This window comes from Pseudoalteromonas sp. Ps84H-4 (assembly GCF_024124645.1).
In the GTDB taxonomy this organism is placed as follows: domain Bacteria; phylum Pseudomonadota; class Gammaproteobacteria; order Enterobacterales; family Alteromonadaceae; genus Pseudoalteromonas; species Pseudoalteromonas lipolytica_C.
Map to the genome: position 1 here is coordinate 18,850 of NZ_JAMXSK010000007.1, position 14,130 is coordinate 32,979.

General features: G+C 41.9%; 11 protein-coding genes. 10 read left to right on the forward strand and 1 reads right to left on the reverse strand.

The window, feature by feature from the left end:
- Window positions 1-177: 177 nt before the first annotated feature.
- From NH454_RS08370 to NH454_RS08395, 6 genes are all read left to right on the forward strand, one after another.
- A complete protein-coding gene (locus NH454_RS08370; RefSeq protein WP_075594538.1) occupies window positions 178-1,608 on the forward strand; it encodes a peptide MFS transporter in 1,431 nt (476 codons plus the stop codon).
- Window positions 1,609-1,723: 115 nt separating this feature from the next.
- Entirely contained in the window at window positions 1,724-4,447 is a 2,724-nt protein-coding gene (locus tag NH454_RS08375) for a metallophosphoesterase (protein WP_253038701.1), read from the forward strand.
- 314 nt (window positions 4,448-4,761) lie between these two features.
- Entirely contained in the window at window positions 4,762-5,808 is a 1,047-nt protein-coding gene (gene hppD / locus NH454_RS08380) for a 4-hydroxyphenylpyruvate dioxygenase (protein ID WP_062564358.1), read from the forward strand.
- Between the two features lie 143 nt (window positions 5,809-5,951).
- Window positions 5,952-7,265 carry a fumarylacetoacetase gene (gene fahA, locus NH454_RS08385; protein WP_138556807.1) on the forward strand — a complete coding sequence of 438 codons (1,314 nt, stop codon included), beginning with the start codon at window positions 5,952-5,954 and terminating at the stop codon, window positions 7,263-7,265.
- Window positions 7,266-7,397: 132 nt separating this feature from the next.
- Window positions 7,398-8,543 carry a peptidoglycan DD-metalloendopeptidase family protein gene (locus NH454_RS08390; RefSeq protein ID WP_235382301.1) on the forward strand — a complete coding sequence of 382 codons (1,146 nt, stop codon included), beginning with the start codon at window positions 7,398-7,400 and terminating at the stop codon, window positions 8,541-8,543.
- A complete protein-coding gene (locus NH454_RS08395; RefSeq protein WP_135925682.1) occupies window positions 8,533-9,021 on the forward strand; it encodes a polymer-forming cytoskeletal protein in 489 nt (162 codons plus the stop codon). Before NH454_RS08390 ends, NH454_RS08395 begins: the two co-directional genes overlap by 11 nt.
- Here the strand turns inward: NH454_RS08395 and NH454_RS08400 are convergent.
- Window positions 9,018-9,494 (reverse strand): hotdog fold domain-containing protein, encoded by a 477-nt coding sequence (locus tag NH454_RS08400; RefSeq protein ID WP_253038702.1) that lies wholly within the window; start codon window positions 9,492-9,494, stop codon window positions 9,018-9,020. The genes NH454_RS08395 and NH454_RS08400 overlap by 4 nt on opposite strands.
- Before the next feature lie 166 nt (window positions 9,495-9,660).
- On the opposite strand from NH454_RS08400, the gene NH454_RS08405 reads away from it, so the two are divergent.
- The 4 genes from NH454_RS08405 to NH454_RS08420 all read left to right on the forward strand — a co-directional run bounded on the left by NH454_RS08405 (window position 9,661) and on the right by NH454_RS08420 (window position 14,101).
- On the forward strand, window positions 9,661-10,833 hold the full coding sequence (locus tag NH454_RS08405) for a multidrug effflux MFS transporter (protein ID WP_253038703.1): 1,173 nt from the start codon (window positions 9,661-9,663) through the stop codon (window positions 10,831-10,833).
- 225 nt (window positions 10,834-11,058) lie between these two features.
- Entirely contained in the window at window positions 11,059-12,897 is a 1,839-nt protein-coding gene (locus tag NH454_RS08410) for a S8 family serine peptidase (protein ID WP_135925685.1), read from the forward strand.
- A gap of 98 nt (window positions 12,898-12,995) precedes the next feature.
- Window positions 12,996-13,628, forward strand: a complete 633-nt coding sequence (locus NH454_RS08415) for a LysE family translocator (protein ID WP_138558859.1) — start codon at window positions 12,996-12,998, stop codon at window positions 13,626-13,628.
- Window positions 13,629-13,636: 8 nt separating this feature from the next.
- Window positions 13,637-14,101 (forward strand): methylglyoxal synthase, encoded by a 465-nt coding sequence (locus NH454_RS08420; protein WP_135925687.1) that lies wholly within the window; start codon window positions 13,637-13,639, stop codon window positions 14,099-14,101.
- The last annotated feature ends 29 nt before the right edge of the window (window positions 14,102-14,130 follow it).

A 14,130-nucleotide genomic window follows, 5' to 3' on the forward strand; every position in this document is an offset into this window, starting at 1 on the left:
CGCACTTGTAGCTAGGATAAGGGTGTGTCCCTTTCCTTCAAGTACAAAACTTGAGCAACAAACCATTATCTTAGCTGCATCAAAAAACATGGCCACCCGTTCACTCATTCTAAATATAGAACGATTAAAGCAAAAACAATAAGGCCTCAATAAAAATCTTAGAGTTAGGAAGTAAATATGAGTTCATTACCTAAAGCAGGTGACTTTTTAGGGCATCCTAAAGGGTTATTCCTGTTGTTCGGCACAGAGATGTGGGAACGTTTCGGTTATTACGGCATGCGCGCTATTTTAGTATTATATTTAGTTGCTCTTGTGCAAGAAGGTGGTTTTGGTTGGTCAAATGCCGATGCACTAAGCCTTTACGGTACCTTCACTATGGCTGTTTACATTACACCGTTACTGGGTGGATGGTTAGCTGATAATGTTTTAGGGCAACGTAAAGCGATTATCCTTGGTGGTTTATTAATGGCTGCGGGTCATTTCACTATGGGTATTCCTCACAGCTATTTAGCTGGCCAAGAAGAAAACGTTTTCTACATTGGTTTAACACTGCTTTGTTTAGGTAACGGTTTATTTAAACCAAATATCTCAACCATGGTAGGTGACCTATATAAAGAAGGCGACCAACGTCGTGATGGCGCGTTCACTATCTTCTACATGGGTATTAACTTAGGTGGTGCATTAGGTCCACTTGTTGCAGGTTATGCTGCAGCAGCAATGGGTTGGCAATGGGGCTTCATCGTAGCGGGTATCGGTATGGTGATCTCTGTACTTATGCAACTTGCATTAAGTAACAAATACTTAGGCGATATTGGTGTTGTACCTTCGGCTAAGCTTTCACAAGCTCAATCTGAATCAAACACTAAAGAGCCACTGACTAAAGTTGAAACTGATCGCATCAAAGTTATTTTCACTATGAGTGTATTCAGCATTATCTTCTGGATGGGCTTTGAGCAAGCAGGTGGTCTTATGAACTTGTTTGCTAACGACTACACTGACCGTATGTTACTTGGTTTTGAAGTGCCAGCTTCTTGGTTCCAATCTTTAAACTCAATTTTCATTATTGTATTTGCACCTTTAGTTGCCATTATTTGGTTAAAGCTTGATAAACGTGAACCTAATTCACCAGTTAAGTTTGCTATTGCACTTATTTTCTTAGCACTTGGTTTCATCACTATGATCCTAGCGCTTATGACACAAGGTCAAGGTGAGCACTTACAAATCAGCATGATGTGGTTAGTATTATTCTACTTATTCCACACGCTAGGTGAGTTATGTTTATCGCCAATTGGTTTATCTATGGTGAGTAAACTTGCACCTCTACGTTTAGCTTCAATGCTTATGGGTATTTGGTTCCTATGTACAGCGGTTGCAAACAAGATTGCTGGTTTCGTAGGTTCATTCCTAGGTGAAGGTGAAGAAGCGCTAGATAACGCTATGGGTATCTTCATTGGTTTAGGCGCAACAGCGGTTCTTTCTGCTGTTATCATGTACTTACTAAGCGACAAACTAGTAGCTTGGATGCATGGAGCTGAAGGCCAACATGAGCCACAAACTACTGAGCACATCTTAGCTGAAGAGCTAGAAGTGACAGCTGAAAAGCAATAATTTTTATTCCCCGTAGCGCCCGCTGCGGGGTATTTCTCTCTTCCCTATTCCCTCTGCGTCCTTAAAACTGATACTATATTCCGATATTAATTTGGTTTGCAAAGGAACTGAGCAAGTGCGCTTAAACACTCAACTACTGGTCATTATTCTGACTAGCTTTTTACTGACAGCATGTGGTGGCGATAAAACAACAAAAGAAGTCGCAACAGCTCCTGATCAGTCTGGTTTAATTATTTCTGTTGAAAATGGTTTTTCCGCACAATTTGCACAAGGCGATGTCACACTTAACGCAACAAGTAACACAGTTACAACAGATACCACGTTTACTTACACTGAAACAACCGCTTCAAGCACAGATATAGAGCAAGGTATTGTCTCCGCAATTCATACTTTTCGCCCCAATAATCTGATATTTGCAGAACCATTGAGTTTGGCGATTAAGTTACCAAATGAGCAAACTAACCTTGCCTTTAGCATAGTGCAGCTAGTCGATGAGCAATGGCAAACGCTAACCACTGAGCTAAGCGACGATGGATTTGCAGTCAGTGCTATCACTGAATTTGGCAGTTTTGCTTTAATGTCGCGCACCGTGCCTGCAGTAAGTAAAACCATTGGCGAGCAATGTAGTGACACTGCCAGTAACCAAACTGTACGCTTTATCCATGTTGCTGATTTACACGCGCGCTTTGGCTTTAAAGAGCAGTTATTTAGCCGTATTCGCAGTTACTACGACAATGCCAAACTTGAAAACCCAAATACCTTATTTACCAATGGCGGCGACGATTATGAAAAAGGCACCGTAGCTGAACAAACATCACAAGGGTTAGCCACTGTCGAAGCAATAAAAGCCATGGCCTTTGACGTACGTGTGATTGGTAACCACGACTATGCATGGGGACCAGAGCAACTGCTAGATTTTGCCGATGACGATAATGCTATCGTGTTATCAAGTAATACCAAATATGATGGTAGCGATGATACGCCGTTTGCCGGTGTCGATTTTTCAGTTGTTCAAGTTGGTTGTCTTCGAATTGGCTTTTTTGGCATGACTTCAGTACCTTGGAATGAACTTGATGAACCAGTTGAAGACGATCCTATTCCCGATTTTATCGCTAATTTCAAAATGAATTGGCAATGGCAAGAAGTGGCGGAGCAGATTGTTAACCAATACCGTCAAGATGTTGATTACATGGTGATGGTAAGTCACTTAGGTGAAGGCACAGATACCCGAATTGCACAAAATGTAGCGGGCATTGATTTAGTGCTTGGTGGGCATACCCATGGCGGTGAAAGTTATCAAACCTTAGATAACGGCAGCATTGTTATTCAGCCAAACTTTTTTGCACAAGGGCTAACTGATCTTACCTTAACCTTTAACCTTGAAGACAAAACTCTTGCTGATGTTGATTACAATACAGTTCCAACCGCCAGCATTACGACCCTAGATGAAAGCACTAAAACTGCCATCGATGAAATCATGGGTCGCTATGCCCCAGATGCAAACACCGAAATTGCCGTTTCAGAAAATTACCCCACAGCAGAAGAACTCACTGCAATTACAGCCAAAGCGACTATGCAGCAGTTCCCTGCTATTGATGCAGTCTTGCTTGATGCAAGCCAAGTACAAGATCGCTGGCTACCGGGTACATTAACCCAAGAAGACTTTCATGCCGCGTTTAAGGTTGAACGCCAGCCATCAAATACCTCAGGGTTTAATGCCATTTATCAAATCGCGGTGACTGGTAGCCAATTAAAAACCATGCTTGCAAGCCAGCCTGAATGGGTCTCTTTAGTACCAGATAACATTAACGATGCAAGCACTTATCAGGTTGCCCTATTTAAAGGCCCAGCGCTTAATACTGGGTTGTTCTTTCCTACTCTGCCAAGCTTAGAAGCCCAATTGGTCGCTGAAAGTTGGTGGTTGCTTGATAACTACGCGCGATCACGCACCAGCCAATGTTTATATATTGACACCGATAACACACTTAACGCCTGTAAAACGGATGATGCAGTCACAGTATGGAATTTTAATAACCCTGAGCAAGGTTTTAGTAGTGACGTTGGCCCTGCAACACTCAGCTTTTATGACCCTGAAGACAAAAACTGGGGGCCAGAGAATAGTCAATTTGCCACCACCACAGAGCTTGAAATTGCTGATTTACCAACTGGTGGCTCAGGCGTGTTAGCTTTCGCTCGCCATAGCCCTACCCAAGGCTTAATCTTAACGGCCAATAGTGCTGCCAACGGTGATTACCAAACAGAAGGGTTTATCGCTGATTACACCTTAGTGATGGATATTATGTGGCCAGAACAAAGCACCAATGAGTGGCGTTCATTATTACAAACCGATATGACTAATAGTGATGACGCAGACCTGTACGTTAGCCGAGATAACGCCATTGGTATTGCCACCACCGACAGCGGCTATTTTGGTGAAGTACCTGCTAACATTTGGCATCGTATTGCCTTTGTGTTTTATGCTGCTCCAAACAATGGTGCACTAAAAATTTACCTTGATGGCGAGCTAATTGGTTTTAAAGATGAAGGTGAGATTGATGAACGCTGGGCAATTAACAACGCGGCGCTGCTTTTAACCGATAATGACTACGAAACTAAGCCGGGTTACTTAAACGCCTTGTTATTTGCTGGTCGTGCGATGACTGATGCCGAAATTGCCAATATGGGCGCAGCGCAACAGCAACTTAATTTCACCCAATCAACCCGTACCCTAAACCAAGTGGTTGAGCGTCATTATCAAGCTGCACCACAAATTATGAGTAACCCTTGGTTACAACAACGTAGCAAGTTTTTTAACAAAGCGCGCCAAACCGTAAACTAAACTATACAATCAACTTAATAAAAAAGGCCGTTTCAGACCTTTTTTATCGCCTTACAAATGCTAAAATTAATGATTAAAAACAAATAGATAAATTAAATAAAGGATGACATCCATTAGTCAAAGTAGTGCCCTGTTCATTGCCTTTGATAATGCAACTGCTGAAATTAAAATCATTGTCCCATTTAATTTACAAAGGCTGCTTTGACTAAATGTAGTCGAGATCTTCCCCTTATTAGGATTCTGGTTAATCATCCGCTCATTACAGAACAATAATTCTTTTTAGCGCAGTGCTTATAATTGCGGGAGTAATGACAATGAGCGAAGTAAATAATCCGTTAGGCCTAGTGGGCATTGAATTCACTGAATACGCAACACCAGATGCAGATTACATGGACAAAGTGTTTACTGATTTTGGCTTTTCAAAGCTAAAAAAATTCAAAGGTAAAGACATTGTTTATTATAACCAGCATGACATTCATTTCTTACTAAACAATGAGCGTGATGGTTTCTCTGCTGAATTCGCTAAAAGCCACGGTCCAGCGATCTGTTCTATGGGTTGGCGTGTAGAGAATGCACAAAAAGCATTCGAAGTTGCTGTTGAGCGCGGTGCAAAACCTGCCACAGATTCAACACACAAAGATTTACCTTACCCAGCTATCTACGGTATCGGCGACAGCTTAATCTATTTCATTGAGCAATTTGGCGACAAAGGGTCTATCTATGAGTCAGACTTCGAAGATCTAAGCGAACAAAACATTGTTGAAGACAAAGGCTTCATCCGTATCGACCATTTAACCAATAACGTTTACAAAGGTACGATGGAAACATGGGCTAACTTCTATAAAGACGTATTTGGTTTTACTGAAGTACGTTACTTCGACATCAAAGGTCAAAAAACAGCGCTATTATCTTACGCACTTAAATCACCGTGCGGCACTTTCTCGATTCCGATCAACGAAGGTAAAGATAACAACAACAACCAAATCGATGAGTACTTAAATGAGTACAATGGTCCGGGTGTACAGCATTTAGCATTCCTTACTAATGACCTAGTAAGCTCACTTGATAAGCTTGACCAATCAACGATTGCGACGCTTGATATCATCCCTGAGTACTACGACACCATTTTTGACCGTGTGCCTTGGGTTAAAGAAGACAAAGAGAAGATCCGTAAGCATCAGATCCTAGTAGATAGCCAAAGCGAAAATTGTTACCTACTACAAATCTTCTCGAAGAACCTATTCGGTCCTATCTTTATCGAGATGATCCAACGTGTAGATGACGGCGGTTTCGGTGAAGGTAACTTCCAAGCCCTTTTCGAGTCAATCGAACGTGATCAAGAGCGTCGTGGTGTAATCTAAATCATCATCATGAATAAAAAGCAGCGTTATTCACACGCTGCTTTTTGTCGTTTTAAATTCTGTTTTAAAGTAACTGTTTAAATTGCGTTGATTGCCTCCATATAGATAACTAACAAATCAGCGCGAACAAATAAGGAAAGAGTATGAGCCTAATTAACGAAACCCACGATATTAATTTAAAAAGCTGGGTTGCATCTGCTAACGAAGCGAACTGTGACTTCCCAATTCAAAACCTTCCTTTTGCAGAAGTACGTCGTAAAAATTCAGACGAAGCGTTCCGTGGCGCTGTAGCAATTGGTGACCAAGTTATCGATTTAGCGAAAGTAAACGAACTTGGTTTATTCTCTGGTGATGCACAGGTTGCTGTTAAAGCAGCAAGCCAAGCTACATTAAATGAATTTATGGGCCTTGGTCAGCAGTATTGGTCTGCACTTCGTCTTGCCCTATCAAAAGCACTCCGTGAGGGTGCCAGTGAGCAAGCACAATTAAGCGAAGCGCTTATTGCTCAAGCAGACATCGAATTTGCGCTACCGTGTCGCATTGGTGATTACACTGACTTTTATACTTCTATTTATCACGCAACAGCAGTAGGTAGTCTGTTCCGCCCAGATAACCCTCTTTTACCTAACTACAAATGGGTACCAATTGGTTATCACGGCCGTTCATCGTCAATTGATGTATCAGGTCAAACGTTCCACCGCCCTAACGGTCAAACCAAAGCTCCTGATGCTGACGTGCCTTCATTCGGCCCTTGTAAACGCCTAGACTACGAACTTGAGTTAGGTATTTACCTTGGTAAAGGTAATGAATTAGGTGATGCAATTGCTATTGAAAACGCTGAAAACCACGTATTTGGTTTCTGTGTATTTAATGACTGGTCTGCGCGTGACTTACAAGCGTGGGAATATCAACCATTAGGTCCATTCCTTGCGAAAAACTTCGCTTCGACAGTATCACCTTGGATTGTTACAACAGAAGCACTGGCACCATTTAGAACAAACTGGACACGTGACGAAAACGATCCTCAACCAATGGACTATTTAGAGTCAGCTCATAACCGTGAGTTTGGTGCATTCGATATCAAAATGGATGTGCAAATTGAAACTGAAAAGATGCGTGCAGCTGGTGAAGCGCCAACACAGGTATCTAAATCAAGCTTCAAGCACTCTTACTGGACAGTTGCGCAAATGGTCGCTCACCACACAGTTAATGGCTGTAACTTCCAACCGGGCGATATGTTAGGTTCGGGCACGCAGTCTGGTCCTGAGCATGAAGAAGCCGGTTCATTACTAGAGCTATCTCGCGGTGGTAAAGAAAAGATCACTCTTGCGAATGGCGAGCAACGTACTTTCTTAGAAGACGGCGATAACGTAATTATGCGTGGTTGGTGTGAAAAAGACGGTTTTGCACGCATTGGCTTTGGTTCAGTTGAAGGTACAGTGTTACCTGCAAAATAAAAGTAATTATTTGTTATAAGGGCAATTTTTGCCCTTTTTTTTGCATTTTTTATAACTGGGTTACAAATTTTTGCTAGCTTTTTTGAATCATATTGCTATCTTAACTCGGTTATTAGTCATTTTTTATACGCTATGTTAGTTAAACTTAAGTCTTTTTATCGCACGTTTTTTCCAGCTAGGCAGCTGTTGATCCGTCAGAACGGCGAAGTAAAGCACCTTATCCTTGCACCTTGGTTACAACTAACGACGTTTTTAATTGTATTAACAGCAGTTGCTTGGTTGAGCATTTCGACGCTGCAAATCATTTCGCAAGCCGATCAAATATCCAGCATTGAACAATCACAACTTAGCAAGCAACAAGAATGGCAAAAAAAACATGCTCAACAACAACTTACATACCAAAAACAAGTAGAACAGTTGGCCATTCTAGAGCAAAAGCAAGCGTTATTACAAAGCATGATTGAGTCATTACCTGAATCAATCAATAAAACCACTTCTGAGGGCAGTATCGAGCCGGTACTGCTCCCAATTAAAGAACATGCCGAAGAGTTTCATGCACCGTTAGAAGATGAACACCCTAAACAAGCAATGCAACTTGAGAGCTTTTCAGAGCGTATAGCACGACTTGATAAAAGCTATAACTACACTTTTGGCATGCTCGAGCAACAAATCCAACAACGCCATCAAGAAATTTTAGCAATGCTTGAAGGTGCAGGGCTTAATGATGCGCTTGTCCGAAGCGCAACTGACGAAAGCGACACAGCACAAGGTGGTCCTTTAGATTTATTTGACGAGTCAAAAATTCCCGCTGAATTTCTAACGATTGCAGATAAATTGCTAGCGCTTAATAACCTTGAAAATCTGTTAAGTGAATTACCGCAAACCCTCCCTGCTGCAGATTATTATATATCCAGTAGCTTTGGTCTGAGAAAAGATCCAATGAATGGCCGTCGAGCATTTCATAAAGGGGTTGATTTAGCTGGCTGGCATAAAACCGAAATTTTTGCCCCCGCAGATGCAACCGTACTTCGCGCAGGAAGAAACGGTGGCTACGGCAACTTTATTGAACTTCAGCATAAAAACGGTTTTGTCACACGTTTTGGCCACCTAAATAAAATCAAAGTAAAAAAAGGCCAAACAGTTAATAAAGATGACGTTATTGGCTTAATGGGTAGTACAGGTCGCAGTACAAGTACTCATTTACATTACGAAGTTTTAGTAAATGGCAAGCATGTCAACCCAGTTAAAATAACAAAGGCGCTTTCTCGTGTTCGGTAAAAAAAAACAAGCTCCAGCTAGCTCAACTAGCTCTACTTTAAAAAGAACAAACCATACTCCCTCTATTATTGCAGAAGATGTTCGCTTAACTGGCACTTTAGTAAGCCAAGGTGAAGTTCAACTTGATGGTCGTATTGACGGTGATTTAAGAGTAAAACATCTTGTTATCGGCCTAACAGGCATGGTTGAAGGTCTTATAGAAGCAGATAGTGTCGTAATTAAAGGCAAGATCATTGGCTCCTTGATTGCGAATAAGGTAACCATAGAAAGTACAGCTCAAGTTCACGGTGATGTGTTTCACGATACATTAAGTATTGAAGCAGGTGCCAATATCGAAGGCAGCTTAAAGCATCGTCATGAAGAAGACAAAATTGCTCCTATCAAGCCAAGCTCAAGCGATGAAAGTAGCCCATCAATACTCCCTGACGATAGCAACGACTTGTCGTTTGTGAACAAACAAGCCGCTGATAAGTCTTAACGTTTTTTAGCCGTTACATACATCGTAATATCCGCGGTGAACACTAACTCATCGCGGCTATTATAAACCTTCACCGGGACAACGATATCTAGTTTATCTAACCACTCGTTTGGCACCTCAATCTGTGCGACTGCACGCATATCAGTATCAATTTTCGCTAAATAATTTACCGTCATCCCCTTTGGGATCCAGCGATGTGTTTTGGCCGGCACAGTTGCATCCACCATTAAGCCTGCGCAAAGCTCTGCTACATTACACTGGGCAATGGCGTGGATAGTACCAATATGATTATGAATTGCTCGGCGATTTTTAACGATTGCGCTGCAATGCCCTGCTGACAAATCTGTGACCAATGGTTTTATTGAGCCAAAATAAGGGGCTTTAAAACACACCGCTTTACTAAATAACCACTTCCCTTTAGGCAGTGACTGGCATTTAGTCCAAATTTTTAATAATGATGATTGTGAGCTCACGACGTTTATCCATTCTTTTTATGATGTGAGATAAAAAGCTAACACATCAGACCAGATAGCGAAATGGAAAATTTTTGTAAGCAGTTTTAATGATTACACATTTCGCTAAGTGAACGCTTTTCTTTTCCTTTAGGGGCACATAAAATACCGTTTTAAAGGAGAGCGAATGCAGTCACGCCAGCACAAAAACCTAAGTCTATTATTCATCCTAGGCCTTCTGGTTATATTTAGTCCATTAGCAATAGATATTTACCTTCCAGCATTTCCTACTATTGCTGAACAGTTCAATGCTTCAGAAAAGCAAGTACAACAAACTGTAGCCATATTTATGTTAACTGTAGGGCTTGGCCAACTCATTGCTGGCCCGTTAGCTGATAAATTCGGTCGTAAACCTGTGGCTTTAGCAGGTGTCATAATCTATGGTTTAGCTGCTTTTGGCGCTTATCTGGCACCTGATTTTGCAAGCCTTATGGTAGCAAGGGCCTTACAAGGTTTAGGAGCTTGCGCTACGTTTGTGGTGGCGTTTGCCATCGTAAGAGATAGGTTTGGTAGTGAACGAAGTGGCCAAATCATTACTTATCTCAATGGTATTGTCTGCTTTATTCCCGCTCTTGCGCCTATTCTCGGTGCTTGGCTCACAGTACAGTTTGGTTGGCGCATGAACTTTTTATTCATGGCTGGCTTTGCGCTAATTGGTTTATTCATAACTTTGTTAATGTACAAAGAAACACGCCCTGCAGACAGCATTTACAGCGGTCACCTGCTTGATTTACGTCGTTTTATTCCGATTATTAGCACACCTTTGTTTTTATTTCATAGCTTAATTTGTTTGGTAACTATGTCGGCTATATTAGTGTTTGTAACATTAGCACCTGGTTGGCTTATTACTGAATTAGGAGGCAGTGTTAGCGATTTTACATTCTGGTTTACTTGTAATGCGGTATTAAGCATTGTTGCCAGCTTTATTATGCCGCTGTACATCAAACGTCAACCAAAGCGCGCATTAAAAGCTGGTCTCTTATTACTTGTTATATCTGGTGTCTTAATGTTGACACTAAACCAACAACGCACTGCTCTGGCATTAATGTTTCCTATGTTTATTGCTGCATTTGGCTTTGCACTTACCCTCGGCTCATCAGCTGGTCGCGCATTAAGTATGTTTTCGAAACAAGCAGGCACCGCTTCAGCTCTTATTGGTGTAATGCAAATGAGTGGTGCCAGCTTACTGGTATTTCTTACACAGTTTCTAAATTTAACAACCCCATCACTGATTGGGGTACACTTTTTATTGCTCATACCATTTGCTTATCTATTATTTAGGTATAAGCAACTATCATAAAAAAGTTCACCCGCACTTTTATACTAAATACGGGTAAATGAGAATTGTTATACTTTATTTACCCGTTTAGACTTCCTGTTATACCAAAAAACTATAAAAAGCCTTTTTATAGAATAAATTGTTCCGTTTTTCTGAGTAATTTACCTTGTACCCATACTTTCGTTAATTTATTGTTTAGGCTCGTTAACGCAAAGTTAACCAAACAATATGTCAGGGATACTATTTATGAAAAAGAATAAATTAGCTTTAGCTCTAATCCTAAGTGGCCTTTGTGCTGCGGGTACAGCAAATGCAGCAAACGATCGCTTCATCATCCAAGTAGATAACAACAAAAAAGGCGTAGTTAAAGCACTCGCTAAAAAACTCGGCGGTGATATAAAAGTCGACGGTAATGGCTTTATTGCAGCACAATTTACCGGTCAAGATTTAGCAAGCATTAAAGGCTTGCTTAATAACCCACATATCAAACTGATTGAAGAAGACCAAAAACGTGTACCAATGGCGCTTTATAACGATGATGCTGGTAATGCAATGCAGCAGCAATTAACGCCTTACGCAGTTTACCAATCACAAGCTGACCTAGTAACCTTTGATGCTAATGCGGGCATGAAGGTGTGTGTTATTGACTCAGGTCTTGATGCATCAAACCCTGACTTCATTTGGGGTAATATCACGGGTGACAACGATAGTGGCACAGGTAACTGGTATGACAATGGTGGCCCTCATGGTACTCACGTAGCAGGTACAATTGGTGCTGCAGATAACAATATCGGTGTGGTGGGTATGGCACCGGGTGTTGCAATGCATATCATCAAAGTATTCAATGCCGAAGGTTGGGGTTATTCTTCTGATTTAGCACATGCAGCAGATTTATGTTCTCAAGCAGGCGCAAATATCATCAGCATGAGCTTAGGTGGTGGTGGTGCAAATAGCACAGAGTCTAACGCCTTTGCTAATTTCACTAATGCAGGCGGTCTTGTTGTTGCGGCGGCGGGTAACGATGGTAACAGCGTACGCTCGTACCCTGCTGGTTATTCATCTGTAATGATGGTTGGTGCAAATGATGCGAACAATCAAATTGCAGATTTCTCGCAATTTCCTAGCTGTACATCTGGTCGTGGTAAACGCGCTACTACAGATGAAACTATCTGCGTTGAAGTGACAGCAGGTGGTGTTGATACACTGTCTACTTACCCTGCAGGCATGGCAACTTCTGCAAGCTTAGCTGCTGATGGCGCGGGCTTTGCAACATCGTCAATGGAAAACTCAGGTAATGCATCTGGTACTGCTTATTACATGGGTACTGCTGAGAGCATTGATTCTGGTGCAGCTGGTAAAATCTGTATGATTGACCGCGGTAATATCTCATTCTATGACAAAGTAAATAACTGTGAAAACTCAGGTGGTATTGGTGCTGTTATCATCAATAACGAAGCGGGCATGTTATACGCTACATTAGGTGATACCAACGATACAACGATTCCTGCTGTAGGTGCTGCACTTGAAGACCGTTCAGCGCTGCTTGCAAGTACAACGATTGATATTACCATCGGTACTAGTGACTACGGTTTCATGAGTGGTACATCAATGGCAACACCTGCCGTTTCAGGTATCGCAGCACTCGTTTGGTCAAATCACCCTGAGTGTACAGGTACAGAAATTCGTGACGCATTAAAAGCAACAGCACAAGACCAAGGCGCAGCTGGCCACGATGTGTACTTTGGTCACGGTATTGTTAAAGCAGCCGATGCAGATGCATATTTAACTGCAAATGGCTGTGCTGGCGGCAATAATGGTGGCGATCCAACACCGGGTGGTGATGAAGTTAGCCTTTCAGCATCTGGTTATAAATCAAAAGGCACAGCCTATGTTGATTTAAGCTGGAGTGGCGCAGCGACTAGTACTGTTGATGTATACCGTAATGGTACTTTGGTAGGTTCTGTAGCAAACACAAATAGCTACACAGATACCATCACAACAAAAGGCGGTGGTAGTTACACATACCAAGTATGTGAAGCACAAAGCACAACTGTTTGTTCAAACAATAGCACTGTGGTCTTTTAAAACTTTCCCCAAACCAATATGAGCGGGCATTAATGCCCGCTTTTTCTTTTTTAATAAGCTTGTTAAAATCAGCTACCTAGCTTTTTTAATTTGTGCCAATGATCAATCCAGAATCGTTACTGTCGTTTTTAGGCGCCAGTTTTTTAATTGCCGTAGCCCCCGGCCCTTCTAATGCATTTTTAATGGCGCAAACTTTTGCCAATGGCCGTAAAGCCGGAATGCAAAGTGCCTTTGGCTTTGCACTCGGTGGCGTTGTGCATACCTTTTTTGCAGTCGTAGGCTTAACCGCAATTCTTAAAGCCTCTAGTGTCGCGTATACAACGGTACAATACCTTGGTGCCGCCTATCTTTGTTATTTAGGTATCATCACACTAAAGGACACCTTTAGTCAGCCAGAGCCGCACTGTGAAGATAAACCTCATGTGAGCACCAGTAAAAAGCAAAATGTGATGTTTCAAGCGATGATGACTGAGGTCCTCAATCCGAAAGTAGCCTTATTTTTTATTGCGTTCATTCCACAGTTTGTTGATCCAAGTTTATCTTCAACGACCTTTCAGCTCGCTTTTTTTGGTTTACTCTACCCGCTTTTTGCTTTTCCAATCGACTGCACGTATATTTATTTCGGCGATAAGATAGCCAGCTATTTTCGTGAGCATCCACAAACCCAAATTTGGATTGATCGGATCACGGGCATAGTATTTATTGCCTTAGCAATTAACCTATTGATATAAGAGCACTTATGGAACAAAAACAACAAGCCCTCCCCGCCAAAAAAAATATAGCCCTCGTTGCCCACGATGGTAAAAAAGCAGCGCTGCAAGCTTGGTGTGAAAAGCATCAAGATGTGTTAAGTAAGCACACCCTTTACGGTACTGGCACAACGGGTCATTTAATTGAGCGCACTACAGGGCTTGAAGTGATAAAGCTATTAAGTGGCCCAATGGGTGGCGATCAGCAACTCGGCGCTAAAATTGCTGAGCATGAAGTGCATATGTTGGTATTCTTCTGGGATCCACTTGCATCGCAGCCACACGACCCTGATGTGAAAGCATTATTACGTTTAGCTGCTGTTTGGAATATTCCTGTTGCCTGTAATGAAGTCAGTGCCGATATGCTATTAAGCTCACCTATGATGGAAACAGAGCTGTGCCGCACGCTGCCAGATTACGAAAAATACCTCGCAACGCGCCAAGTGACTCTTTAATTCTTAAAGTCGATATCTCAAAGTGGGGG